This is a genomic window from Nocardiopsis ganjiahuensis DSM 45031 (assembly GCF_000341085.1).
In the GTDB taxonomy this organism is placed as follows: domain Bacteria; phylum Actinomycetota; class Actinomycetes; order Streptosporangiales; family Streptosporangiaceae; genus Nocardiopsis; species Nocardiopsis ganjiahuensis.
The window spans coordinates 224,567-249,860 of record NZ_ANBA01000018.1 but is presented as its reverse complement, the minus strand read 5'-3'; the positions used below and the strand labels follow the sequence as shown (position 1 = coordinate 249,860).

16 protein-coding genes, 1 CRISPR repeat array and 1 riboswitch are annotated in these 25,294 nt (G+C 70.3%); of the genes, 5 read left to right on the top strand and 11 right to left on the bottom strand.

Features of this window, described 5'->3' with window-relative positions; all coding sequences use genetic code 11:
• Positions 1-51: 51 nt before the first annotated feature.
• The gene (locus D458_RS0125770; RefSeq protein WP_017589598.1) at positions 52-972 is read right to left on the bottom strand and encodes a DUF3068 domain-containing protein; all 921 of its coding nucleotides are present in this window, start codon (positions 970-972) and stop codon (positions 52-54) included.
• Between the two features lie 157 nt (positions 973-1,129).
• Between D458_RS0125770 and D458_RS0125765 the strand changes: the two genes are divergently transcribed.
• Positions 1,130-2,437, top strand: coding sequence for an acyltransferase family protein (locus D458_RS0125765; protein WP_017589597.1), 1,308 nt, complete (start codon positions 1,130-1,132; stop codon positions 2,435-2,437).
• Between the two features lie 15 nt (positions 2,438-2,452).
• Here the strand turns inward: D458_RS0125765 and D458_RS0125760 are convergent, their stop codons facing one another.
• On the bottom strand, positions 2,453-4,513 hold the full coding sequence (locus D458_RS0125760; protein WP_017589596.1) for a hypothetical protein: 2,061 nt from the start codon (positions 4,511-4,513) through the stop codon (positions 2,453-2,455).
• Between the two features lie 176 nt (positions 4,514-4,689).
• Here D458_RS0125760 and D458_RS0125755 point away from each other — a divergent pair, with 176 nt between their 5' ends.
• Together D458_RS0125755 and D458_RS0125750 are read left to right on the top strand one after the other, a co-directional pair.
• A complete protein-coding gene (locus D458_RS0125755) occupies positions 4,690-5,418 on the top strand; it encodes a class I SAM-dependent methyltransferase (RefSeq protein ID WP_338037025.1) in 729 nt (242 codons plus the stop codon).
• Positions 5,415-6,176 carry a class I SAM-dependent methyltransferase gene (locus tag D458_RS0125750; RefSeq protein ID WP_017589594.1) on the top strand — a complete coding sequence of 254 codons (762 nt, stop codon included), beginning with the start codon at positions 5,415-5,417 and terminating at the stop codon, positions 6,174-6,176. The genes D458_RS0125755 and D458_RS0125750 overlap by 4 nt, the downstream gene beginning before the upstream one ends.
• Positions 6,177-6,257: 81 nt before the next feature.
• A CRISPR array of direct repeats spans positions 6,258-7,872; the repeat unit is 29 nt; unit sequence CGGTCCATCCCCGCGTGCGCGGGGCTCAC.
• Between the two features lie 255 nt (positions 7,873-8,127).
• On the opposite strand, the gene ligD is transcribed toward D458_RS0125750, so the two are convergent.
• The 9 genes from ligD to D458_RS0125705 all read right to left on the bottom strand — a co-directional run bounded on the left by ligD (position 8,128) and on the right by D458_RS0125705 (position 20,561).
• Positions 8,128-9,045, bottom strand: coding sequence for a non-homologous end-joining DNA ligase (gene ligD / locus D458_RS0125745; RefSeq protein WP_017589593.1), 918 nt, complete (start codon positions 9,043-9,045; stop codon positions 8,128-8,130).
• 229 nt (positions 9,046-9,274) lie between these two features.
• The gene (locus tag D458_RS0125740) at positions 9,275-10,219 is read right to left on the bottom strand and encodes an electron transfer flavoprotein subunit alpha/FixB family protein (RefSeq protein WP_017589592.1); all 945 of its coding nucleotides are present in this window, start codon (positions 10,217-10,219) and stop codon (positions 9,275-9,277) included.
• Positions 10,220-10,252: 33 nt separating this feature from the next.
• The gene (locus tag D458_RS0125735; RefSeq protein ID WP_040702775.1) at positions 10,253-11,032 is read right to left on the bottom strand and encodes an electron transfer flavoprotein subunit beta/FixA family protein; all 780 of its coding nucleotides are present in this window, start codon (positions 11,030-11,032) and stop codon (positions 10,253-10,255) included.
• A gap of 419 nt (positions 11,033-11,451) precedes the next feature.
• Positions 11,452-13,845, bottom strand: a complete 2,394-nt coding sequence (locus D458_RS34270; protein ID WP_239648064.1) for a protein kinase domain-containing protein — start codon at positions 13,843-13,845, stop codon at positions 11,452-11,454.
• Positions 13,846-14,263: 418 nt separating this feature from the next.
• Positions 14,264-15,073, bottom strand: a complete 810-nt coding sequence (locus D458_RS0125725; RefSeq protein ID WP_017589590.1) for an enoyl-CoA hydratase/isomerase family protein — start codon at positions 15,071-15,073, stop codon at positions 14,264-14,266.
• A gap of 38 nt (positions 15,074-15,111) precedes the next feature.
• Positions 15,112-15,915, bottom strand: coding sequence for an energy-coupling factor transporter transmembrane component T family protein (locus D458_RS0125720; protein ID WP_017589589.1), 804 nt, complete (start codon positions 15,913-15,915; stop codon positions 15,112-15,114).
• Positions 15,912-17,447, bottom strand: a complete 1,536-nt coding sequence (locus D458_RS0125715) for an ABC transporter ATP-binding protein (protein ID WP_017589588.1) — start codon at positions 17,445-17,447, stop codon at positions 15,912-15,914. Before D458_RS0125715 ends, D458_RS0125720 begins: the two co-directional genes overlap by 4 nt.
• Positions 17,448-17,450: 3 nt before the next feature.
• Positions 17,451-18,101, bottom strand: coding sequence for an ECF transporter S component (locus D458_RS0125710; protein ID WP_017589587.1), 651 nt, complete (start codon positions 18,099-18,101; stop codon positions 17,451-17,453).
• An 82-nt stretch (positions 18,102-18,183) separates the two neighbouring features.
• A riboswitch (TPP riboswitch) is annotated at positions 18,184-18,291 on the bottom strand.
• Between the two features lie 128 nt (positions 18,292-18,419).
• A complete protein-coding gene (locus D458_RS0125705) occupies positions 18,420-20,561 on the bottom strand; it encodes a transglycosylase domain-containing protein (protein WP_017589586.1) in 2,142 nt (713 codons plus the stop codon).
• Positions 20,562-21,304: 743 nt separating this feature from the next.
• Here D458_RS0125705 and D458_RS0125700 point away from each other — a divergent pair.
• A complete protein-coding gene (locus D458_RS0125700) occupies positions 21,305-23,272 on the top strand; it encodes an alpha-1,4-glucan--maltose-1-phosphate maltosyltransferase (RefSeq protein WP_026119684.1) in 1,968 nt (655 codons plus the stop codon).
• Positions 23,273-23,376: 104 nt separating this feature from the next.
• Entirely contained in the window at positions 23,377-25,293 is a 1,917-nt protein-coding gene (treS, locus tag D458_RS0125695) for a maltose alpha-D-glucosyltransferase (RefSeq protein WP_017589584.1), read from the top strand.
• The last annotated feature ends 1 nt before the right edge of the window (position 25,294 follow it).

Here is a 25,294-nt window from a genome sequence, read left to right as displayed (position 1 = left end):
GGTGCCGGTCGCGGGTGGCGCTACCGGGGCAGCGCCGGTCGCGGTGCGGTTCTAGTTGTGGTGTTCGGGACGGCGTCCGGTCACGAAGAGGACGACCGCGATACCGATGAAGCCGGCACCGACGATCAGCGCGCCGATGGGCAGCGTGGTGTGCAGCAGCGGCAGGACCGTACGGGCCTGCTCGGTGTTCTCGATGGCGGCGGCGCGGGTGGCGTCGTCGAACCGGAGTTCACCGCTGAGCAGGGTCAGGACCTCCTCGCCGTCGACGACGACGACCCGGTGGTGCTCCTCGCTGATGTCGATGGGGGAACCGCTGACCGGCTCGATCCAGTAGGTCCTGACGATGGAGAAGACCTCGTCACCGACCACGTCGCCCTCGCCCTCGAGGCCGGCGACCTCGCGCGGGAGTTCGCGCTCGCCGATCACGGTCGGCTCGACGGTCTGGACGTACCGGTAGGCCTCGACGCCGTCGACCTGCTCGACGCTCTTGAACTCCATGGGGACGTTCTCCTCGACCGTGGTCTCGAAGAAGTCGTAGTCACGCTGCTCCGCGAAGAAGGGGAACTTCCACCCCTGCCCGGTCTGGGTGACCGACTCGTCGTTGATCATGGCGTCGCAGCAGTCGACGAGCTCTCCGGTGACGCGGTCGTGCCCGGCTCGGCGGTTCGTGGAGCTGATACCGAAGTCGGTGTCGGCGTCCTTGATCCACGTGAACTGGTCCCACACCACCACGTCGTCACTGCTGGAGGCCACGTCGGCCCGGATGGTCGAGTGCGCCTCCACGTCGGCGTCCTCGACGAGCTCGACGTCCTCGATGTTGAAGTAGGTGATCTCTCCTGTGTTGACGGTGGCGTTGTAGTAGTCCAGTGGAGTCTTCATCAGGGAACTGGACATCCACGTGCGCATCATGGGTGCCAAGGCGAGACAGAAGACCCCCAGCGCGATGAGAACAACCGCAACGGTACGGCGCATGTGCCCTCCTGGGCGGATGAGAGTCCAGATCTGGAACTAGGTTCAGTTCCGGGTAGAGTACTGCCCAGTAGTGAACGACGTCACCTGGGCGTGTCTGAATTTTTATAACACGTTCTAGTAGAACGCGTTTCGGCTCCCTCCCGTTCTGGAAGGCCCCATGGCGCCCACTCCCTCCGCGCCCGAGGACCCCACCTCCGGCAGCCCTCGAACAGTCACCGTCGACCACACCCGACTGCTTCCGCAGGTGAGCGGACGGCACCACTCGCTCGACGGGGTGCGCTCGCTGGCCTGCCTCATGGTCCTGGTGGTCCACGTGTCCACCGAGACCGGTGACGCCCTCGCCCCCGGACCGGTCGGGGCGCTGCTCAGCGCCTCGGCCATGGCGGTGCCGCTGTTCTTCGCGCTGTCGGGTGTGCTGCTGTACCGGCCGTGGGCCCGGGCCGCACTGGACGGAACCAGGGGGCCGAACACCCGCGCCTACCTGTGGCGCCGCGTCATGCGGGTCTTCCCCGCCTACTGGGTCGTGGCCGTCCCCGCCCTGCTGCTCTACGCGGGCGAGCACCTGGGCTCGGTCCGGCACTGGTTCGAGGTCCTGACCCTGACCTTCCCGCTCAACACCAGCCCCCACTGGGCGGGGCCGGGGCCCAGGGGCCTCGGGCAGATGTGGAGCCTGTCGGTCGAGATCGCCTTCTACCTCGCCCTCCCGCTCATCGCGGTGTTCCTCAGCCTGTGGGCCAAGGGCGGCAGGACGGTCGACGCCCGCGGCCGCAGGATCATCGGCGGGCTGGTCCTGATCGCGGCGCTGTCCTACCTGGCCCTGGTCCCGCAGTACTATCCGGAACCCCGGGAACTCATGCACTCCTGGCTACCGCGCTGCATGGGCATGTTCGCGGTCGGAATGGCGCTGGCCACCCTCTCCGAGTGGGCCTGGCGGGAGAGCGGCCCCGACGGCCCGGTCCGCCGGTTCTGCCGCACCATCGGCACCTCGCCTGCGCTGTGCTGGATGGTCGCCGCCGCGTTCTACGCCCTGCAGGCCACCCCCGCCACCGGAGGCCGGTTCTTCGAACCCGGCAACCTGTGGATGTCGGTCGTCGAGTCGTCCGCGAGCATCGGCTTCGCCTTCTTCGTCGTCGCCCCGGTGGCCCTGGCGCCGCGCGCCCCCGACGGCCCGCGCCGCCGCCTGCGCTCCCCCGCCACCTGGACCGACGGCGCCTGGCTCGACGGACTGATGCGGCACCCGGTGATGGTCTACTTCGCGCCGATCAGCTACGGCGTCTTCCTGTGGCAGTTCGTCGTCCTCTACCTGTGGCGCGACTTCACCGGCCAGGAGGTCTTCACCGGATCGTTCTGGTTGGACTTCGTCCCGGTGCTCATCGGCAGCGTGCTGCTGGGCAAGCTCACCCACCAACTGGTCGAGGAGCCGAGCCGGCGCTGGTCGCGCAGGTTCTTCGCCGCCGAGCGCTGAGGGGGAGGAGCCGCCTCAGCCCTCCCCGCCGTCCTCCGTGTCCTCGTCCTCCGCGACCTCGGACTCGGCGCCCTCCTCGGCCTCCCCGTCCTCCTCCGCGACCTGGGCGGCCGGGAACAGCTGGCCCAGGGAGGCCCACGTGACACAGGTCCTGCCCGCGTCCGTGAACAGGGTGAACTTGGTGTCGCGTTCGCTGACGGGCACGTACCAGAACCCGCCGTCGGGCGCGGCGGGGAGCTCGGTCTCGACCTCCTCCTCACCGACCACCACCAGGAGGTCGGCGTCCTCCTCCGAGGTGTAGCCGATGGTCGCGACCTGCTCGATCCCGCCGACCTCCCACACGTTCCAGGACATCAGGCCGTCCCAGCTCTCCATGCACTCCTCGTCCTCCGAGGGGCGGAACGCGTTGGCCCTGGCGGTCGGCGCAGCCTCCACGAGGTGCCCCTCGTCGTCGAAGACGTAGGCGCTGTCGGACTCCTCCGGGGCGTACATCCTCGTGGCCACCTCGGGGTCGGCCAGCGGGGACAGGACGTAGGAGCTGAGCCTGCGCGGGCCGTTCCACTCCAGGACGATGTCGTCGGGGACCGCCCGGCTGTACAGGCCCGCGCCCCTGGGCACGTCCGCCAGGGAGGCCCGCACGTTCGCCAGGTACTCGCGCTGCCGGTCTCCGCTGAGGGTCTCGGCGTACGTGTAGGTGGAGTACGAGGCCGAACCGGCGTAGACGAGCGTGACCGCGACCGCGACCGCCCACACGCTCCGGGACGGTCGCAGGAGCTGGATCCGGCCGCCCCGGCGGCGCTTCTCCCCCGCGTTGCCCACCCACTCGCGGGCCCGCTCCTCCCTCGTCGCGAGGAAGGCCAGGGCCAGGGCCAGGGCGAACACGAGCGCGGCGTCGGCGACGTAGCGGGGGTCGGAGCCGACCTCGCCGTACACCCGCCCCCGGGCGATCACGGTGGGGACGGCGTCAGCGAACACCAGGTAGACGACCAGCATCGCCCAGGCCCGCCAGGACGCGCTCCGCATCCGCAGGCTGACGACCACGATCGCCGCCAGGACGACCCACGCGCCGACCACCACGGACCCGAGGGGGTCCACCAGTCCGCCCGCCGGGGTGACCGGCCCCCACTGGAAGGGTCCGCCCAGGGCGCCGGTGGGGAACACCTCCCCGAGCATCCGCCGCACCAGCTGCGCCACGACCTCGGCCTCCGGCACCGAGGCGCCCTCACCGCTGGTGGAGGCCTCCTGCCGGGCCAGGTAGAGGAAGAGGTAGCCGACGCAGACCCCGACCAGCGCCAGCCAGAAGGCGCGGTGCCGCCAGAAGGCGTACCGCACCGCGCCGACCAGGCCGCCGGGGTACAGGAACGCGACGGCGAACACGAGCATCAGCGGCGGCAGGAACAGCGCCTTGACCGAGAACAGCATCCCGAACACGACGGCGCCCACCGCCCACCAGGCGAACAGCGAGGTGCCGGTGCGCAGGTAGCGCACGGTCCACAGCAGCGCCAGGACGATCGCCAGCTGGAAGGGAACGGCATTGAGCGCGGCCGACCACCAGCCCAGGACCGGGATGGTCAGCGGGGCCAGCGCGTACACCGTCAGCGGTACGAGCAGGGCCCAGCGGCGGCCGAACAGCTCCCACAGCAGCCGGAGGAAGGCGAGGACGGCCCCCGCCTGGAGGACCAGCATGGTGCCCGCGGCGGACAGCCAGTGGTAGGGGCCGAAGGCCGTCTGGACGTACACCAGGAACAGGGCTCCGGGCATGAAGTGGCCCTTGTGCAGTTCCAGCAGGTACTCGGGTGAGAGGTCCCCCGCGTGCGCGGCGGCGAAGAACAGGAAGTCGTCCTCGACGAAGTACGACCGGCTCAGCACGTAGGCCTTCAGCAGCAGCGCGACGAGCACCACCAGCAGACCCGCCTGGAAGATCCGGTCACGCCACAGGCCGCGCAGGGAGGCGAGGGAGGCCCCCAGCACGTCACCGTAGGTGGGGTCCTGGTCGTCCGCCTCGTCGGTCTCCCGGCGTACGCTGGGGACCGCTCCGCCGTCCTCTCCTCGCGCCGTGGGGGAATCAGGCGACATGGGTACTCTCCCCGCCGTAGGTTGGCCAACCCGGAAAATGGGTGCCAGAATACAACACGTTCCACTTTCTTCCTCGACCGTTGTCGCAGGTCCTGATGGCCCGCGCACCCAGAACAGGAACAAGCTCCACTCGGAGCAGTTCACGGGCGGTCACAAGCACTGTGGGGGTGACGCCGGTGGGGCTCGAACAGGTCCGCCGAGACTGGACCCGCCTGGGTTCCACCGAGCCGCTGTGGGCGGTCTGCGTGGATCCGGACAAACGTGACGGCGGGTGGGACGACGACGAGTTCCTCGCCTCCGGCCGCGCCGACATCGCCCCGGCGATCGCCCGCCTGGACGAGCTCGGACTGGCGCCCGAACGCCGCCGCGTCCTGGACTTCGGCTGCGGCGCCGGACGGCTCTCCAACGCCCTGGCCGCACACTTCGACCAGGTGGTGGGCGTGGACATCTCCGCACCCATGCTCGACGAGGCGCGCCGCCTGGACCGCTCCGGGGGCCGGATCGACTTCGTCCTGAACGAGCGCCCGGACCTCTCCCGGTTCGACGACGACTCCTTCGACCTCGTCTACACCGACCTCGTCCTCCAGCACCTGCCCACCGGCCTCGCCGAGGGTTACCTGCGCGAGTTCGCCCGGGTGGTGCGCCCCGGCGGCGCCCTGGTGGTCGGCGTGCCCGAGTCCGAGCGGCGCACCTTCAAGGGCCTGGTCTTCAAGTACGCGCCGTGGCCCCTGGTGGCGCTGGCGCAGAGGGTGATCCTGCGCTACCCGGCGCCGATGCGGATGCACACCCTGCGGACCGGGAGGATCGCCGAACTCCTGCCCGGCGCGCGGATCGCCGCCTCCGACGAGTACTGGGGCGGCGACCACTGGCGCCACCTGCGCCACTACGTCGAGGTGGGCCCATGACGTCCACCGGGACCCGCCCGGACGGGACCGTTCCGTTCCGCGCCACCCTCGCCCGCTCCGTGGGGCTCTTCTCCGCCTTCCGCAAGGAGCAGAGCGATCCGGCGTTCTTCTACGGAAAGCTGGCCCGCGACACCGTCGACCAGCTGCGGTCCTACACCCCGTTGGACGGCAGGCTCGTCGTGGACGTCGGCGGCGGCCCCGGCTACTTCGCCGACGCCCTGCGCTCCTCGGGCGCGCGCTGCCTCTGCGTGGATGCGGACGCCCACGAGATGACCCTGCACGGCCGCGAGGCCGACTCGGGTGCGGTCCAGGGCAGTGCCCTCGACCTGCCCCTGCGCACAGGGTCCGTGGACGTGTGCTTCTCCTCCAACGTCCTGGAGCACGTGCCCGACCGGACCCGGATGGCCGACGAGATGGTCCGCGTGACCCGCCCCGGCGGCCTCGTCTACCTGTCCTACACGCTCTGGCTCTCCCCCTGGGGAGGGCACGAGACCTCCCCCTGGCACTATCTGGGCGGGTCCTACGCCGCCGAACGGTTCACCCGCAGGAACGGCCGCCGACCCAAGAACGACTTCGGCCGCACCATGTACGCGGCACACGCCAAGGAAATGATCCGCTGGGCCCACGAGCAGGCGGACACCGACATCGTGGACCTACGCCCCCGCTACCTGCCCACCTGGACGAAACCCGTCGTCCACGTGCCCCTCCTGCGCGAGGTCATCACCTGGAACCTCCTCATCGTCCTCCGCAAACACTGAAGAAACCGCTCCGACAAGGTCCCGGTCAGGGTGTCCCCGCGCGGCTCACGTCACGTAGTACCGGTCGAAGCAGTCAGTATTCGGTCCATCCCCGCGTGCGCGGGGCTCACGCCCGCGAAGTGATCGTGTGGAAGTACAACCGCGGTCCATCCCCGCGTGCGCGGGGCTCACCTGCGTGCCAACAGGATCATGGACGCTGCCGTCGGTCCATCCCCGCGTGCGCGGGGCTCACGCTGTGCCGTCCGGGCGCGCGCATCCGGAGACCGGTCCATCCCCGCGTGCGCGGGGCTCACGGCCAGCTCCTGGGCGGACTCGCCGGGGAGGGCGGTCCATCCCCGCGTGCGCGGGGCTCACTCACGCGGCCACCTCGCCGACGGTTGCGTGCGCGGTCCATCCCCGCGTGCGCGGGGCTCACCTCCCTCAGGGGTGATCGGGCGTGACCCTGCTCGGTCCATCCCCGCGTGCGCGGGGCTCACTCTAGCCATTCCTGCGGGTCACCGGTGGCCGACGGTCCATCCCCGCGTGCGCGGGGCTCACTTCAGCGGTCCGGTTCTTCGGCCAGGTCTCCCCGGTCCATCCCCGCGTGCGCGGGGCTCACCGCGGGTCCGACTGGTACACGTACCCGCCGTACGGTCCATCCCCGCGTGCGCGGGGCTCACGGGTTGTACTCGGTGACAGCGCCGGTGAGCAGCGGTCCATCCCCGCGTGCGCGGGGCTCACCGCGCTGATGGCCTGCGCGAAGATCGTGAGGCCGGTCCATCCCCGCGTGCGCGGGGCTCACTGACGTCCCTTGACGTAGAAATCGGACTGGTCCGGTCCATCCCCGCGTGCGCGGGGCTCACCTCACAGTGAGCCAGATCGTTGGAATGCCCCGCGGTCCATCCCCGCGTGCGCGGGGCTCACCCTGCAATTACGGCGTTTCGGCTGCTAGCGTCCGGTCCATCCCCGCGTGCGCGGGGCTCACCGTTGTCCACAGGGTTATCCACAGGCGAGCTGCGGTCCATCCCCGCGTGCGCGGGGCTCACGGGGGAGCGGGTGTCTCCGGCGGCGTACTTCGCGGTCCATCCCCGCGTGCGCGGGGCTCACCGGCCACCCCTACGCGCGCGCCGGCCTGGCCGCGGTCCATCCCCGCGTGCGCGGGGCTCACGAGGGCGTCCGCACGCAGGCGGAGGGCGTTCTCGGTCCATCCCCGCGTGCGCGGGGCTCACCAACGGATGCCCATCCGGCGGCCCCGGCACGCCGGTCCATCCCCGCGTGCGCGGGGCTCACGCGTCACCGCCTCGCAGGGCGCGCAGGTGGCGCGGTCCATCCCCGCGTGCGCGGGGCTCACGGCGGGGAACAGTCGCTCCGCCGCGATGGCGACGGTCCATCCCCGCGTGCGCGGGGCTCACCTGGAGAAGATCATCGGCACCGGCGACACCACCGGTCCATCCCCGCGTGCGCGGGGCTCACCCATCGCAACCCCCGGCCACTGCCCCCGCTGCCGGTCCATCCCCGCGTGCGCGGGGCTCACTGAACGGCACCACGGGCACACCGGGCAGGCTCCGGTCCATCCCCGCGTGCGCGGGGCTCACACCGGGGTTTTCGTGGAGAACTACAACCTCGACGGTCCATCCCCGCGTGCGCGGGGCTCACCGACCCGAGCAAGATCAAGACGGTCAGCATGACGGTCCATCCCCGCGTGCGCGGGGCTCACAGTTAATGACCTGGGCAAACAGAAGCCGTTATCTCCGCGAGACCTGCACTCGGCTCAGCGCTTCCCTCAGGATCGCACGAGCGCGCCCGTGCACTCCAGGGCTCAGACCCCGAGCCCTCATGCCCTCGCTGATCTGTACCGTACTCGCGATGTCCGGATCCCGCGGCCCGCGTCCCCGACCCGCCCGCTGCCAGAGCCAGCCCTCGCCCTCACCCAGCGGACACCACTCCTCGCTCCGCCGGGACCGGCACCGCCCTACTCCCCCTGTTCGAGGCGGGGGCGCGGCACCACGCCACCCTCCCTGTCGTCCAGCAGGGACAGCGCCCGCCGGGGTGACCTCGCGTGCCTGCGCATCCCCGAGAACGGGCACTCCTCCCGTTCCAGGTCGATCGTGAAGTCCTGCGATGAGGTGAGCTGGTCCAGTTCCTCCCAGGTCACCGGGGTGGCCACCGGAGCCCCGGGCCTGGCCCGGACCGAGTACGGGGCGACCGCGAGCTGGGCGGGACCGTTGCGCAGGTAGTCGACGAACATCCGGCCGTGCCGGGCCGCCTTGCGCACCCGGGTGGTCCACTCGTCGGGGGCCCGGGCGGCCACCCGGTCGGCGACCGCCTTGGCCAGCCTTCGCACGTCCTGGTCGTCCACCTCGGGCCGCAGCGGCGAGTGGATGTGCAGTCCCCGTGAACCGGTGGTCATCACGTACGCGGCCAGGCCGAGTTCCTCCAGGACCTCGCGCACGTTCCAGGCGGCGTCCCGGCAGGACTCGAACGGCCCCTCCCCCGCCTCCACCGGATCGAGGTCGAGGACCATCCGGTCGGGCAGGCCCAGACGCGGGGTGCGCGAGGACCAGGTGTGCAGGGTGATGGCGGCCTGGTCGGCGCACCACACCAGGGAGGCGGCCTCGTGGCACTCCATCATCCGCCCCGAAGAGGTCCACACCGTGCGGATCCACTTGGGGTGCGAGGGGTGCTGGGTCAGGAAACCGGAGGATTCGATGCCGTCCGGGTGGCGCTCCAAGGCGACCGGGCGGCCCCGGACCAGCGGCAGCATGAGCGGCGCGATCCTGGCGTAGTAGTCGGCGAGATCGGCCTTGGTCGCCCCGCCCGGCCCGAAGAGCGGTTTGTCGGCGTTCCGGACCTCCACCTTGCGCCGTCCCGCCCGCACCGTCGTCCGCATCGAACGAACCTCCTCCGGTCAGGGTCGTCGTGCGCCCGATCTACCCGGACGCGTCGCCCGAAAACCGCACTGAACCTTTCATATAGGGCAAACCACCTGGCCTTTCTCATCGCACCCCGCCCGGGCGAGAACGCCCCCCACACCGAAAGAGCCACCGCCCGACCGGAAGTGTCTCCGGTCGGGCGGTGGCTCGGACACGCGAAGCGCCGGGTGCTCGAAGCGCCCGGTACTACTTGCGCTTGTTGATCTCCTCGGTCAGCTGCGGAGCGACCGTGTGCAGGTCACCCACGACGCCGAAGTCGGCGAGCTCGAAGATCGGCGCCTCGGGGTCCTTGTTGACCGCGAGGATGTTCTTCGAGGTCTGCATGCCCGCCCGGTGCTGGATCGCGCCGGAGATGCCCAGGGCGACGTACAGGTTCGGGCTGACCGTCTTACCGGTCTGGCCGACCTGGAACTGGTTCGGGTACCAGCCGGAGTCGACGACGGCGCGCGAGGCACCGACGGCGGCACCGAGGGAGTCGGCCAGGTTCTCGACGACGGCGAAGTCGTCGGAACCCACGCCGCGGCCACCGGAGACCACGATGGCGGCCTCGGTGAGCTCGGGGCGCTCGCCCTTCTCCTGGACGACGCGCTCGACGACCTTGGCGGTCTTCGCGGCGTCGGAGATGTCGACCGAAACGGCCTCCTCGGCGGCGGCGCCGGCGGCGGCCTCCGGGACGACGGAGTTCGGACGGACCGCGATGACCGGCACGCCGGTCGTGACGCGGGCGTGGGTGACGGTGGCGCCACCGAAGATGCTGTGCTCGGTGACGAGCTCAGCGGTGACGTCGACGACGTCGGTGAGCACACCGGAGCCCAGCTTCACGGCGGTGCGGCCGGCGATCTCCTTGTTCTCGGCGGTGGCCGAGACGAGGATGGCGGCGGCGTCCTTCTCCTGAGCGAGCTTGGCGAGCAGCTCGGCCTTGGGGGCGACGACGTAGTCGTTCACCTCGGCCGGAGCCACGTAGACCTTCTCGGCGCCGAACTCGGCCAGTGCGGCCTTGCCCGACTCGACACCTTCGCCGACCCACACCGCGGCGGGCTCGCCGATGCGGCGCGCAGCGGTCAGCAGCTCGGTGGTGACCTTCTTGACCTGTCCGTCGACGTGGTCGACGAGGACGAGGACCTCAGCCATAATCCTTGAACCTTCCTGAGTCTCTCGCCTGACCTACACGAACTTCTTGTCGGCGAGGAAGTCGGCGGCCTTGGTGCCGCCGTCGCCCTCGTCCTTGACGATCGTGCCCGCGGCGCGCGGCGGCGCAGCGGCGAAGTCGACGGTCTCGGTGGTGGCGTTGGCCAGACCGACCTTGGCGGTGTCGATGCCCGCGTCAGCCGCGGACCTCTTGTCGACCGGCTTCTTCTTCGCCTGCATGATCAGCTTGAAGGACGGGTAGCGGGGCTCGTTGATCTTCTCCACGACGGAGACGACCGCCGGAAGCTGAGCCTCGACCACGTCGTAGCCGTAGTCGGTCTGACGCTGGATCTTGATGGCGCTGCCGTCGATGTCGACCTTGCCGGCCAGCGTGAGCTGGGGCAGGCCGAGGTACTCGGCGAGCGCGGCACCCATGACGCCGGTGCGGGCGTCGGTGGACTCCGAGCCGAGCACGACCAGGTCGAACTCGAGGGTACCCAGGGCCTGCGCGAGCGCGTAGGCGGACTGGATCGCGTCGGAGCCGTGCAGCGCGTCGTCGTTGACGAAGACGGCCTTGTCGGCACCCATGGACAGGGCCTTGCGGATCGAGTCCGTGGCCTGGTCCGGCCCCATCGTCAGGATGGTGACCTCGCCGCCGTGCTTCTCCTTGAGGAGGAGCGCCTCTTCGATGGCGTACTCGCACAGCTCGTTGATGACGCCGTCGGACGCTGCGCGGTCCAGCGTCTTGTCATCGGCGTTGAGCTTCCGTTCGGTCGCCGTGTCCGGGACCTGCTTGACCAAAACGACAATATTCATGGCCGGTGGCCGACCTCCCTGCACTCCCATATCCGCCGTCAGGCGGGTGGGCGCTGGCGCGCCCCGTTACTGCCAACAATGCCGAATGCCGTTCGGTCATCCGACGGCGGGTCCGGTGTACACGTCTACACCCGGCCCGCCCGTGTGCTCATAACACAGATGTTACTCGCTAGTAGCTTGAAGGCCAACCCGTGCCCGCAAGTTCAACTTAGGAAACCCTAACCAAAACGCGTCCGGCTGTCGTCGCCGGGCCTCCCCTGGGGCGGCCACCAGCGTCGACGGGCCTGAGCGCGGTGTCCCTGCCTCCCACCTTAGTGACCGGACACACGCCGTTCGCTGGCGCACCACCGTCAAACGAAGGGCGCTCCCCCTCCCGGCGGGAGGAGGAGCGCCCTGTGTCGTCACGCACGCGGGTCCGCCTAGTTGTTGAACCAGTCGGACGGGCCGCTGAGCGGGCCCGTGGTCCAGATCGGCGCCGAGGTCAGGCCGGTCGACAGGATGAGCATGGTGAACAGGATGATGGCGATCACCACGCCCGCGTACACGTACAGGTTGCTGAACCTGATCCGCTCCACCAGCCAGACCGCCTGGTGACGAGTCTCACGTCCGCTCGGCATGATGTAGCTCAGCAGGATCATCACGAACACCGCGAAGGCGCCCGTGTAGTTGGCGCCCTCCCCCGGTACCTCCATGATCCTGGCGTAGACCATCCCGATGAGGATGCCGCCCAGCAGGTAGATCAGGCCGAACCCGATCGTGCGCACCGCCATGCGCCCGAAGGCCCACGGGAAGCTGAGCGCCACCACCATGCTGTCGGAGCTGCGCGGACCGCGTGTCTGGAGGCGTCGGGCGTGCTCGGACTTGACCACGTCCAGCGCGCCCAGGCCGGCGATGACGACGATGCCCAGGATGATGCCGATCCACGGGAACCACAGGGCCACACCGGCCAGCGCGACCATGATCGGGATGAGCACCAGCGGATGCATCCGCCAGGACTCCTCGTAGTACTCGTCGTCCTCGTCCTCGTAGTACTCCTCGCTCTGGCCGTCGCCGCGGAAGTAGTCACCGAACCTGTCGTTGCTGCCGCGCCGGAAGCGTCCGAGCAGGCCGCCGCGCTCCTCGTAGTCCTCCCCGTCGATCTCCTGCGTGCTGTCCGGCTGTTGGCCCTGTCGGCCGACCGGGGTCAGGATGTCCTGGAAGGCGTTCGGGTCCAACGGGGAGTTGAAGAACTGGGTCTGCGGAGCGGACCCCTGATCGCTCCGGTCGCCCCGGTCGTGCTGGGGGTAGCCGGTCTCGGCCTGGCCCATCATCATGGTGCCGGCGGGGTCCTCGCGCCGGGCGAGGTCGCCCGGGTTGATCCGCTGGGTGCCCTGGACGTCGTCCTGGCCGGGCTGGATCCGCACCGTGCCGTGCGGGTCGTCGAGGTCGCTGGAGGAACCCGGGGTGATCCGCTCGGTCCCGGGCAGGTTGGACAGGTCGTCGGTGGCCTCGTCGTCGGTGGCCCAGCCCGCCCCGGTGGCGCGCCCGCCGCTGAGGTCGTCCGTGGCCTCGGGGTCGGCCCCGCCCCAACCCGTCGGCCGACCGCCGCTCAGATCGTCCGTGGCGTCCTCGTCAGTGGCCCAACCCGAGCCCGTACCGGCCGGTCGGCCGCCGCTCAGGTCGTCCGTGGCCTCGTCGTCCGAGACCCAGCCGCCGGACCGCGCGTGACTGGTCTGGGCCGGGTTGGCCTGGGGCGCTGCGGGGTTGGACCAGGCGCTGGCGGTGCTCGGAGGGCCCGCGCTCGTGTGCGCGGGACCCCAGCCGTCGTTGGCCCGGCCCGCGAGGTATCCCGCGGCGCCGGCGGCACCCGCCGCACCGGCCGCGGCAGCCCCGCCCAGGCCGTGGCCGCCCGAGGCGGCGGGGCTCCGCGTGGGCGCGGGGGTCTGCATCGTGTGCTTGCCGGTCTGCCCGGTGGACTGCGGGCCTCCGGGGTTCTCGGTCCAGGGGAGGTCGAGGTTGAGGCGCCCGGTCTCGACCATGAGCTCCGCGGCGGTGGGCCGGGCCCGCATGTCGCGGGAGACCGCGCGGCTGACGAGCGGGCGCAGCGCCTCGTGCATCCCGTCCATGTCGATCTCGCCGTTGAGGATCCGGAAGAAGATGACCTCGAACGAACCCGCGCCGTAGGGCGGGCGCCCGGTCGAGGCGAAGGCGACGGTGCCGCCCCAGGCGTGCACGTCGGTGGCCGGGCCCAGGTCCGTGCCCTCGATGACCTCGGGAGACAGGTAGCTGGGCGTGCCGACGAACGTGCCGGTCTGGGTCAGCTTCGCCCCGTCCACGGCGTGCGCGATGCCGAAGTCGATGACGATCGGCTCGCCGTTGGAGATGATCACGTTGCCGGGCTTGAGGTCGCGGTGGATCACGTCCACCGCGTGGATGTCCTTGATCGCCCGGGCCATGCCGGTGATGAAGCGGGTCAGAGCGCGGCCGCGCAGGGGGCCGTGGTCGGTGACGGTCGCGTCCAGGGTGGGCCCGGGGATGTACTCGGTGACCACCCAGGGCAGCTCGGCCTGCGTGTCCGCGTCGATGACCTCGGCCACGTTGGGACTCTGCACACGGCGCATCGTCTCGACCTCGCGGGCGAGCCGGGCGCGTGCGATGTGGTCGCCGGCGACCTCGGGCTTGAGGACCTTCACCGCGACGAACTGCTCGGTCCGGGGGTCCTCGGCCTGGTACACCACGCCCATTCCGCCGGCTCCGATGCGGCGACGGATCACGTAGTGGCCGATGCGCTCCGGCAGCTCTTCACCCGTGGGGAAACCTGCCGACATTGCCATCGAGAACTCATCCCCTCAAAAGACCGCATACCGCCACGTCCAGCTTATCGGCCGGGGGGATGGGTCAACATTGGCTTGTGTGGCCCCTTCGAGGGGCCCGTGTGGTCTGTTCGGTCCCGCCGGAGAGCGTGGGCGCGACGCGCACCACCGGGGGCTCCGAGCGAACCGTCCGTCCTCGGACGACCATTGACGAGTATGACGGAAAATCCGCGCGAGCGGTTCCCCGCTTCCCGTCCCGGCTGGCCGGTTCCGGACGTCTTCCCTGGGTCCCGGATCACACTTAACGCGACAAAAAGTCAAAGCGACGGCAAAGCACCGCAAAACGAAGCGGAAGAACGAGGCGGGGCGCCGGGGCGGACGCCCCGACACTACCCGCCCCGAACTGGGCGAACGGCTCCGAAGACAGGCGCGCGGACGTTCAGCGGCCGTTGAAGACGGCCTTGCCCGGCCCCTGCTCGACGAAGCTGCGCATGCCGGTCTTCTGGTCCTCCGTGGAGAAGAGCCCGGAGAAGTGCAGGCGCTCGATCTCCAGCCCGGTGTCCAGGTCGGTCTCCAGACCGCGGTCGATCGCCTCCTTCGCGGCGGCCAGGGCCACGGCCGGCCCGTCGACGTACTTGGCGACCAGGGCGACGGCGGCCGAGTAGACCTCCTCGTCGGGCACGACCTCGTCCACGAGACCGATCTCCTCGGCCTCGTCGGAGCGCACGTGGCGGCCGCTGAACACCAGGTCCTTGGCCTTGGCCGGGCCGATCAGGCGCGGCAGGCGCTGGGTACCGCCGGCGCCCGGGATGACGCCCAGCTGGATCTCGGGCTGGCCGAGCCTGGCCTTGGTGCCCGCGACCCGGAAGTCGGCGCACAGCGCCAGCTCGCAGCCGCCGCCCAGCGCGTAACCGCTGATCGCCGCGACCACGGGCTTGGGGATGCGGGCCACCGCCGTGAGGGCGTTCTGCAGGGACCGCGAGTACTCCAGCATCCGGGCGTGGGTGAGGTCGGCCATCTCCTTGATGTCGGCCCCGGCCACGAACGCCCGCTCACCGCCGTAGAGCACCACCGCGCGCACGGAGGAATCGGCGGTCACGGCTGCGGCCGCCTCCGCGATCTCCTGGGTGACCTGGCCGTTCAGCGCGTTCAGCGCCTTGGGCCGGTCGAGTCGGATGACAGCCACACCGGGGTTCTCCGGGTCGGCCTCGACGCGCACGAACTCGCCCACGTTGCACACCTTCTTCACTTCGACGTCAGTGTCCGCTGCTTACCTAATCACCCGGGTCAGCCGAACAGCAGCACCAGGGTCCCCAGGCGGGCCGACAGGAAGTAGGCGCCGACCAGCAACAGAACGGTACCGGCGAGCAGCAGGGTGTCGGCCGCGCGCCAGCGGCTGTACCGGGCGTGGGTGCGCTCTCCGGTGCCGAAGGCGCGCGCGTCCATCGCCGTGGCGAGCAGGGTTCCGGTCCGGATGGACCGCACCAGTAGTGCGAACAGCCTCCCGAAGAACAGCGAGACGATCCGGACCGGGTTGCGCCCGGCCTCCAGCCCGCGGGCCCGGCGGGCCAGGGTGATGGTCCGCCACTGGTCGGCGAGCAGCGGGACGAGCCGCAGTGCCGCGAGCACGCCCATGGCCGGGCGCTCGGGCACCTTCAGCCTCTGCACGAGACCGTCGGACATCTCCGTGGGATCGCTGCTGACCGCCGCGAGCAGCCCGGGCAGGGCGATGGCCAGCAGGCGCACCGCCGCCCCCGCCGCTCCCTCCAGCCCGTGTTCGCCGTACAGGTAGTTGACCGCGCCGCTGCTGAGCCCCATGAGCAGGAAGGGCCCGCCCAGAACCACCAGGGTGCGCCGGTCGACACCGCTGAACGGCACGGTCAGCAGCACCGCGAGGAGCACCACGCCGCCGGTCACCGCGTCCACCGCCGGGATCAGCCCGATCCCGATCGTCAGCGCGGCCAGCAGCTTGGCGGCCGGGTTCAGACTCATGAGCCAGTACCGGGCTCCACCGTCCTCGGGCACGTCCAGGGTCAGGGTGTCCCCGCCCACCGCCCCGCCGCCGGCGCGGGTGCTCTCCGAGCCGCTCACAGGTCTGCCTCCCGTACCGCGTCCGAGGCGACGGCGCGGCCGTCGGCCACCCGTACCCGTACGTCCGTCAGACAGCGCAGGAGCAGCTGGTCGTGGGTGGCCATGACCACACCCCGCCCCTCGGCGCGCAGGGCGCCCAGGAGCTCCACCAGCTCCGTCCAGGTCCGTGTGTCCTGGCCGAAGGTGGGCTCGTCCAGGACCAGCAGGTCCGGGGCGTGCGAGGGCCCCGAGCTGAGCGCGGTGGCCACCGACAGGCGCCGCTTCTCCCCGCCGGAGAGCGTGTACGGGTGCACGTCGGCCAGCCGGGTCAGGCGCAGCCGTTCCATCAGCTCACCCACCCAGGCGTCGGTCTCGGCCCCGCCCATGCCCGCGCGCAGCGGCGCGAAGCGGAGTTCGTCGCGGACCGTGGCGGTGACGAACTGGTCCTCGGCGTGCTGGAAGACCGTGCCCACGTGCCGGGCCAGGCGCCGCGCGGGCCAGCGCACGAGCGGGCGCCGGTCCGCCTCGGCCAGCGGGCCGCGGGGCACCACCTGGCCCCGGTGGGGTCCGGCTAGCCCGGCCAGCATGGTGAGCAGGGTGGACTTGCCCGCGCCGTTGGGGCCGGTCAGCGAGGTCGCGGTCCCGGCTGCCAGGGTGACGTTCACGTCGTCGAGCACCGTCCGCCGGGGCGCGGCCCGCACCCCCACCTGGAAGGGGGTGCGGGCGGCGACACCGACGGCCTCGACCAGGGGCGTCCCGCCGGGTGCGGGCGGGAGGTCGGGGACGGGTTCGTTCCCGGGGATCCACACACCCTGGTCGGCCAGGGAACGGCCGTGCTCCGCGAACACGGCGGCCGGGGCGCCGTCGGCGATCACACCGCCGCCCGGCTCGACCACCACGACCCGGTCCACCAGGTCCACGACGTCGGCCACCCGGTGCTCGACCAGCACCAGGGTGGCCTCGGTCTCACCGAGCAGGCGGGAGAGCAGCGCGCGGACCAGTTCGGCCCCGGCCGGGTCGAGGTTGGCGGTGGGCTCGTCCAGCAGCAGCAGGCGCGGACGCATGGCCAGCGCCCCCGCGATGACCAGGCGCTGCTTCTCGCCGCCGGAGAGGGCGCCGGTGGAGTGCCGGAGCCCGTAGGGGAAGCCGACCTCGGCCAGGGACCGTTCGACCCGCGGCCAGATCAGGCCGGGGTCCACTCCCAGGTTCTCCAGGCCGAAGGCCACGTCGTCCCCGGCGCGGGCCATCACGAGCTGTGTCTCGGGGTCCTGGCTGACCAGTCCGACCCCGCCGCGGCCCCGGTCGGCGGGCCGGCCGTCCACCAGCAGCGAACCCTCCTGGTCGCCGCTGATGGCGCCGTCCTCACCGGTGAGCCCGGCCAGGGAGTGCAGCAGGGTGGACTTGCCCGCGCCGGAGGCGCCGAGCAGCAGGACCCGCTCCCCCGGTTCGACGGTCAGGTCCACACCCCGCAGGGCGTGGGTGTCCCGCCCCGAGTGCTTCCACCCCCAGCCGGAGAGCTCGATGCGCGCTCCGCGTGCGTTCGGTTCGGCCACAGGTCAGCCCTTGGCCGACGGGAAGGCCGCCAGCGCGCCGGAGCGGGCCAGTGCGGTGGTGAGCAGACGCGCGCCCACACCCGCGATGACCGCGGCGCTGACCACCACGATCACCCCGTAGGTCACCTGGTGGTGCAGCGGCCAGGTCACGTTGTAGACGATGTTGTCGCGCAGGGCCGGTGAGAGGCCGGCGACCGCCGCGGCGAGCACGGCCACACCCATGTTCCAGCGCTTGTAGGCGAAGGCCAGGAAGACCAGCTCGGGCAGGATCCCCTGGAGGGTGCCGTCGAGGAGGACCTGCATCCCCCACTGGGTGCCCAGGATCGCGGACACCGAGGCGGCCGCGATCGAGGTGAGCAGGGCCGCCCCGGGCTTGCGGATGACGAGGCCGCCCAGCACACCGGAGATGAGCCACATGCCGTAGACGACGGCCTGCCCGGGCGGGAAGGCGACGAACAGCGGGGTGGTGACCGACCAGACGATGTTCCACAGCCAGAAGACGACGCCGACCGCGACGCCGATCACGGCGGCCACGACGATGTCGACGGTGCGCCAGCTCCGGGCCTTCGCACGGATCTCCTGGAGGAAACCGGTCCGCTCGGTTCCGGTCCCGTGAGCGGCGGGGTCGGTCTCGCGACCGTTTTCGGTACTCATACTGGTCAAGTCCCTTCGTCGGGGGTGACGAGGGCCCATGTGGCCAAGAGCGCCACCGGGTCGCGCGAACACACGCGTACGGTGACGGTTTCCTACGACTTCCTTCGCTGGCATGACCCAGATCAGGTGTGTAAGGGTCTGCGGCCGGGTGCCGCACTCTCAGCGCTCACGCGCTCCCCTGTCGGAATGACTCCATTATGCGGCAACAAGGAGGGCTGCGGGATGTTTCCGTCCCACAGCCCTCTTCGTCCCCACTTGGAGGTTCCACCCAGTGACAGTCCTGTTCCCAGCACCGGGTCCCGTTCCCAGGCCCCCGTTCTAGGCGTCCGAGTCGTCCTCCTCCTTCTTCTTGGGCGGTTCGGCGTCCGGGTTGCCGAAGGCGCCCGGAGATCCGGCGAAGCCCTCCGAGGGCAGGTTCGCGGTGGCGCCCCGCATGCTCTCCTGCCAGATCGGGCCGGGCAGGGTGCCGCCGTAGACGATCCCGTAGTGGCGGCCGCCGATCGTCACTCCCTGGAGCGGGTACTGCTCACCGCCGCGCACGTCCCCGACGACCACGGCGGAGGCGAGGTTCGGGGTGTAGCCGGCGAACCAGGCGTAGGCGGCGCCGTCGGTGGTACCGGTCTTGCCCGCGGCCGGACGCCCCAGGTCCAGGCCGTTGGCGGTACCGCCGTCGAAGGTCTGCTGGAGCAGGTGGTTGACCCCGTCGGCGGCCTCCCGCGCGACCGTCTGCTCGCACTCGGAGGTGGTCTTGACCTCCTCGCCCGTGCCGTCGTCGGTCACCGTGCGCACCGGTCGGGGCTCGCAGTACTCGCCGCGGGCGGCGAAGGTCGCGTAGGAGGCGGCCACGGTCAGCGGTGACACCTCCTGGTCGCCGAGGGTGAAGGAGCTCCACACCCCGAGATCGCCGCCGTCGGCGCGGTGCACCCCGGCCTTCTCCGCCATCTTCGAGGTGTCGCACAGACCCACGCGCTTCTGGAGCTGGGCGAAGTAGGTGTTCACCGACCCCTTGGTCGCGCTGATCATGTTGTGGCTGCCCTCGTCGCTCTCACCGGCGTTGCGCACGTTCCACGAGGCCATCGTGCCGCCGTCGCAGTTGGCCATGCCACTGACCGACATGCTCTTGGGCGAGGAGAAGCTGGTGCCGTACCCCAGGCCCTTCTCCAGGGCCGCGGCCAGCGTGTAGGTCTTGAAGGTCGACCCGGCCTGGTAGCCGCTGGAACCCCCGTCGGCCTGGTCCACGGCGAGGTTGATCGAGGTCGTCCCGATCTGCTCGTCGTCGAACCCGTAGCGCATGTTCTGCGCCAGGCCGCGCACCCGGCCGGAGCCGGGCTCGACGAACGCCTGGGCGGCGAACTTGGTGGAGTCCTCGTGCGGGACCCGCTTGTCGATGGCCTCCTGCGCGGCGTCCTGAGCGTCGGCGTCGAGCGTGGTCCGCACGGTGAACCCGCCCTGGACGATGCGCTGCTCGCGCTCCTCGACGGTCTCGCCGAGCACGTCCGAACTCCGCAGCCAGCGCATGACGTAGTCGCAGAAGAAGGGGTAGTCGCTCTCCGAGCAGCTGCCGCCGCGCGGGGTGGGCTCGATGCCCAGGCCCTCCTCCTTGTACTCGGCGGCCTCCTCGGCGCTGAGCACCTCGGTGGCGACCATCCGGTCCAGCACCAGGTTCCGGCGTTCGAGGGCGTCCTCCGGGTTGCTGAGCGGATCGTAGAACGAGGGCCCGCGCACCAGCCCGGCCAGCAGGGCGGCCTGCCCGGCGTCCAGGTCGGCGGCGGAGACGGAGAAGTACCGCTGGGCGGCGACCTCGATACCGTGCGCGCCGGCTCCGAAGTAGGACAGGTTGAGATAACCCTCGAGGATCTCGTCCTTGGTGAGGCGGTCCTCGATGTCGATGGCGTAGCGCAGCTCGGTGAGCTTGCGGTTCAGGGTCCGGGCGCTGGCGTCCTCGACCTCCTCCTCGGTCTCGGCGGTCTCGATGAGGAGGTTCTTGACGTACTGCTGGGTGATGGTCGAGCCGCCCTGCATGTCGCCCTGCGCCGTACGCGTCGCCGCGCGGAACAGACCGCGCAGGTCCAGTCCGCTGTGCTCGTAGAAACGGTCGTCCTCGATCGCCATGAGGGCCTCGGTCACCCACGGGCTGATCTCGTCCAGTCCGACGACCTCGCGTTCGCGTTCGGCGACCTCAGCGAAGGGCTGTCCGTCGTCGGTGGTGAGCAGGACGCGCGAGGACAGGTGCGGTACCTCGAGGTCGCTCGGCAGGGCCATGAACCCGGCCGCCGCGTCCCTGGCGATCAGCCCGGCGCTGCCCGCCCAGGGCATGACCAGGGCCGCCGACAGGAGTCCGGCGACGACGCCGAGCCCCGAAAGCCTCAGGAGCGTGCCGCCCCGCCCCCTCAACAGGTCACCCTCCAGGACCTCCCGGATCCCCTCCCGGAACGGACCACCCCGGTTCGACTCGCTCACGTCGCCCCCCTACGGCCGTGTGCTGTCCGGCCGCTGGGCGGCACGGACACTGCGTCGCCCACACTCGCAGGGCGCTCGCAAAGGGAAGTCCGTCAAATCGGGCGTGTCACCGAAAAGCTTCCTCAATCCGCGGCAAAGCTCGCAGATCGACCATGAGCCGCGAGCCCGGACGCATCACCCGAAACCCAACGGCTCATTTCTCGACATCAAGACGAGTCAGCCAACAAAGTGGAACCCTCGGGAGACAGAGCGACCGAATATGGGGCCAATGCAACGCATGCGGCTCCATCGGACACAAGGGGATGTCCGGAATACGGCCCTGCCCTCACCGGCTGCATTCGGTCATCCCTACCCACCCCAGCAGCACCACCAACATCGGAGCGGAATTTTCCGACTTTTCATGACGGGGAATGCGAAAACAACCAGAGGGACCCCTGAATCGCGTGCGCACTTACGCCCGTTTTGAGAGGTTCAGTAGGGCGAAACGCCGCAAATACCAGGTCTTTGCACTGTCGGCCAGTGTGATGAGGATCACATAAATTATCCGGCCCCGGCACTCCGCCAAACCCCACTAGAGGCCTGACGATAGACAGTGGAGGGCACCGAAGCCGCAATCCGGACAGTTTCTGATCCAGCACTTCGTTAACTCCATCTTGCGTTGGATTAACTTCCTATTATTTCTGCACGTAGGCCGCTGCGTGCTGCCCGATAACGCCCGAACCACGACAATTACGGTGTAGCCAGTGATCGGACGCCTGCCCATCCTCGATATCTCTCCAGACAACGACCTAGGCCCGGTGAAAGCCGTTCCCGGAGAACGCTTCACCGTGGGCGCCACCGTGATCCGCGAGGGCCACGACTCCCTCGCCGCCGGCGTCGTCGTCCACTCGCCCAAGGGCCGCCGCGAGGCACTGGTCCCCATGCGCGAGAAGGCCCCCGGAACCGATCGCTACGAGGCCGAGATCAGTCTCCCCGCCGAGGGGAACTGGTCGTTCTCGGTCGAGTCCTGGAGCGACCCCTTCACCACCTGGCTCCACGTCGCCCGCGTGAAACTGCCCCTCGACACCGACACCGGCCTCGTCCTGGAGGAGGGCGCCCGCCTGCTCGCCCGGGCCGGCCGCCGCGTCCCCCGCAACCCCATCCTGACCAGGGCCGCCAAGGTCCTGCGCGACGACTCCCGAGCACCGCTGGAGCGCTTCGGGGCCGCCGTCACCGACGAGGTCGTCGCCGCCATGGCCGTCCGCCCCCTGCGTGAACTCGTCACCCGGTCCAGGCGCACCAAGGTCGTCGTCCACCGCGAACGGGCCCTCTTCGGCTCCTGGTACGAGTTCTTCCCCCGCTCGGAGGGCGCGCAGGTCGACACCGCGCCCGGCCAGGAGGCCTCGGGCACCTTCGCGACCGCGGCCAAGCGCCTGCCCGCCATCGCCGACATGGGCTTCGACGTCGTCTACCTGCCTCCGATCCACCCGGTCGGCGAGACCCACCGCAAGGGCCGGGGCAACACGCTCACCCCCGGGCCGGGCGACCCCGGATCGGTGTGGGCGATCGGGTCGGCCGACGGAGGCCACGACGCCGTCCACCCGGAACTGGGCACCCTCGCCGACTTCGACGCCTTTGTCGCCGAGGCCGACGAGCACGGCCTGGAGATCGCCCTCGACCTGGCGCTCCAGTGCTCCCCCGACCACCCCTGGGTGGCCGAGCACCCCGAATGGTTCAGCAAGCGCGCGGACGGCTCCATCGCCTACGCCGAGAACCCGCCCAAGAAGTACCAGGACATCTACCCGCTCTGCTTCGACCACGACTTCGAGGGCCTCTACAAGGAGTGCCTGCGCGTGGTCCGGCACTGGATCGACCACGGCGTCCGGATCTTCCGCGTCGACAACCCGCACACCAAGCCGGTCGCCTTCTGGGAGCGGCTGCTCGCCGACGTCGCCGAGCGCGACCCGGACGTGCTCTTCCTCGCCGAGGCCTTCACCCGGCCCGCGATGATGCGCACCCTCGCCAAGGTCGGGTTCCACCAGTCGTACACCTACTTCACCTGGCGCAACGGCAAGGACGAGCTCACCGAGTACCTCACCGAGCTCAGCCGGGAGACGGCGCACTACCTGCGCCCGAACTTCTTCACCAACACCCCGGACATCCTCAACGCCTACCTCCAGGAGGGCGGTCGCCCCGCCTTCGAGGCGCGCGCGGTGCTCGCCGCCCTGCTCTCGCCCACGTGGGGGATCTACTCGGGCTTCGAACTGTGCGAGAACACCCCCGCCGCCCCGGGCAGCGAGGAGTACCTGCACTCGGAGAAGTTCGAGTACCGGCCCCGCGACTGGGCCGCGGCCGACGCCGCCGGTGAGACCATCGCGCCGCTGATCACCAGGCTGAACGAGCTGCGCCGGGCCCACCCCGCCCTGCGCGAGCTGCGCAACCTGCGGTTCCACCACGTGGACCGGCCCGAGCTGATCTGTTTCTCCAAGCACCGCCCCGGCGCCCCCGGAAAGCCCGACGACGTCGTGATCGCTGTCGTCAACCTCGACCCGCACCACGCCCGCGAGGCCACGGTGCACCTCGACCTGCCGTCGATCGGCCGCACGTGGGAGGAGGACCTCAGGGTGACCGACGAGCTGACCGGCCGCGAATACACCTGGCGAGCGGACAACTACGTCCGCCTCGACCCGGCGACCGGACCCGCGCACGTGTTCACCGTCAACGGCAGATGACGGGCCTGGGAGGGGAGGGGGCGCCCGGCCTGAGCGCCGCCCCTCCCCCTGATCCCGAAACGCCTGTTGATCCGATGTCGAACATTCTTGGTGGGGAGCAGTAGATGAGCAACGACGAGCCCGGACCCGGTGCCCACGAACACGCCGAACACGGTCCGCTCGCCCCAGCCACCGGGGCCGCCACCGGCCCGCTCATGTCCTCCGGTGGTACCAGTGACCCCCACTGGTTCAAGCACGCCGTCTTCTACGAGGTACTCGCCCGGGGGTTCTTCGACTCCAACGGCGACGGCACCGGCGACCTCGCCGGGCTCGTACAGAAGCTGGACTACCTCCAGTGGCTCGGTATCGACTGCGTCTGGCTGCTGCCGATGTACGAGTCACCGCTGCGCGACGGCGGCTACGACATCTCGGACTACTTCAAGATCCTCCCCGAGTTCGGCAACACCGCCGACTTCGTGGAGCTCCTGGACGAGGCGCACCGCCGCGGCATCCGTGTCATCACCGACCTGGTCATGAACCACACCAGCGACCAGCACCCGTGGTTCAAGGCCTCCCGTGAGGACCCGGACGGCCCGTACGGCGACTTCTACGTGTGGTCGGACACCGACGACCGCTACGACGAGGCGCGGATCATCTTCGTGGACACGGAGACCTCCAACTGGACCTACGACGAGGTCCGCGGCCAGTACTACTGGCACCGGTTCTTCTCCCACCAGCCGGACCTCAACTTCGAGAACCCGGCGGTGCAGGAGGCGATCCTGGAGGTCCTGCGCTACTGGCTGGACCTGGGCATCGACGGGTTCCGCCTGGACGCCGTGCCGTACCTGTACGAGCGCGAGGGCACCAACTGCGAGAACCTCAAGGAGACCCACGAGTTCCTCAAGCGGGTCCGTGCCGAGGTGGACCGCCTGTACCCGGACCGGGTGCTGCTGAGCGAGGCCAACCAGTGGCCGTCGGAGGTCGTCGACTACTTCGGGGACTTCGAGGCCGGCGGCGACGAGTGCCACATGAACTTCCACTTTCCGCTGATGCCGCGGATGTTCATGGCGGTGCGCCAGGAGCAGCGCTTCCCGATCTCGGAGATCCTCGCCCAGACCCCGGAGATCCCCCGCAACTGCCAGTGGGCGATCTTCCTGCGCAACCACGACGAGCTGACCCTGGAGATGGTCACCGACGAGGAGCGCGACTACATGTACTCCGAGTACGCCAAGGAACCCCGCATGCGTGCGAACGTGGGGATTCGGCGGCGGCTCGCCCCACTTCTGGACAACGACCGAAACCAGATCGAGCTCTTCACCGCGCTGCTGCTGTCCCTGCCGGGATCGCCGGTCCTGTACTACGGCGACGAGATCGGGATGGGCGACAACATCTGGTTGGGCGACCGGGACGCCGTGCGCACCCCCATGCAGTGGAACTCGGACCGCAACGCCGGCTTCTCCACCGGTGACCCCGCCCGCCTGTACCTCCCGCTGATCCTGGACCCGGTCTACGGCTACCAGGCGCTCAACGTGGAGTCCCAGCGCGCCAACCCCGGCTCGCTGCTGAACTGGACGCGCCGGATGATCCAGATCCGCAAGCGCCACCCCGTGTTCGGCACCGGGGAGTTCGCCGAGCTGAACGCCACCAACCCCAGTGTGCTGGCGTTCATCCGGGAGCACGGGGACGACCGCATGCTCTGTGTGAACAACCTGTCCAAGTTCCCGCAGCCCGTGGAGCTCGACCTGTCCCGCTACGCCGGGGTGAGCCCGGTGGAGTGCGTGGGCGGGGTGCGCTTCCCGGAGATCGGTGAGCTTCCGTACCTGCTCACGCTCCCCGGCCACGGCTTCTACTGGTTCCAGCTCCCGCCGGAGCGCACCTGCGAACCGCACACCGAGGGCCACGAGGGCGCGCCCTCCTACGGGCTGCCCGCGGCGGGGGTCAGCACCCGGGACGCCTTCGACACCGGTCACCGAACCACGGCCACCACGACGTCCGGCACCCACTCCGGGGGCGGTGTCGGGAAGGGATACAGGCCTCTCTGAG

Bases quoted from the DNA above. Each gene is read 5' to 3' on its own strand.
- D458_RS0125770 (WP_017589598.1), bottom strand. From the start codon at position 972: ATGCGCCGTACCGTTGCGGTTGTTCTCATCGCGCTGGGGGTCTTCTGT.
- D458_RS0125765 (WP_017589597.1), top strand. From the start codon at position 1,130: ATGGCGCCCACTCCCTCCGCGCCCGAGGACCCCACCTCCGGCAGCCCT.
- D458_RS0125760 (WP_017589596.1), bottom strand. From the start codon at position 4,513: ATGTCGCCTGATTCCCCCACGGCGCGAGGAGAGGACGGCGGAGCGGTC.
- D458_RS0125750 (WP_017589594.1), top strand. From the start codon at position 5,415: ATGACGTCCACCGGGACCCGCCCGGACGGGACCGTTCCGTTCCGCGCC.
- ligD (WP_017589593.1), bottom strand. From the start codon at position 9,045: ATGCGGACGACGGTGCGGGCGGGACGGCGCAAGGTGGAGGTCCGGAAC.
- D458_RS0125740 (WP_017589592.1), bottom strand. From the start codon at position 10,219: ATGGCTGAGGTCCTCGTCCTCGTCGACCACGTCGACGGACAGGTCAAG.
- D458_RS0125735 (WP_040702775.1), bottom strand. From the start codon at position 11,032: ATGAATATTGTCGTTTTGGTCAAGCAGGTCCCGGACACGGCGACCGAA.
- D458_RS34270 (WP_239648064.1), bottom strand. From the start codon at position 13,845: ATGGCAATGTCGGCAGGTTTCCCCACGGGTGAAGAGCTGCCGGAGCGC.
- D458_RS0125710 (WP_017589587.1), bottom strand. From the start codon at position 18,101: ATGAGTACCGAAAACGGTCGCGAGACCGACCCCGCCGCTCACGGGACC.
- treS (WP_017589584.1), top strand. From the start codon at position 23,377: ATGAGCAACGACGAGCCCGGACCCGGTGCCCACGAACACGCCGAACAC.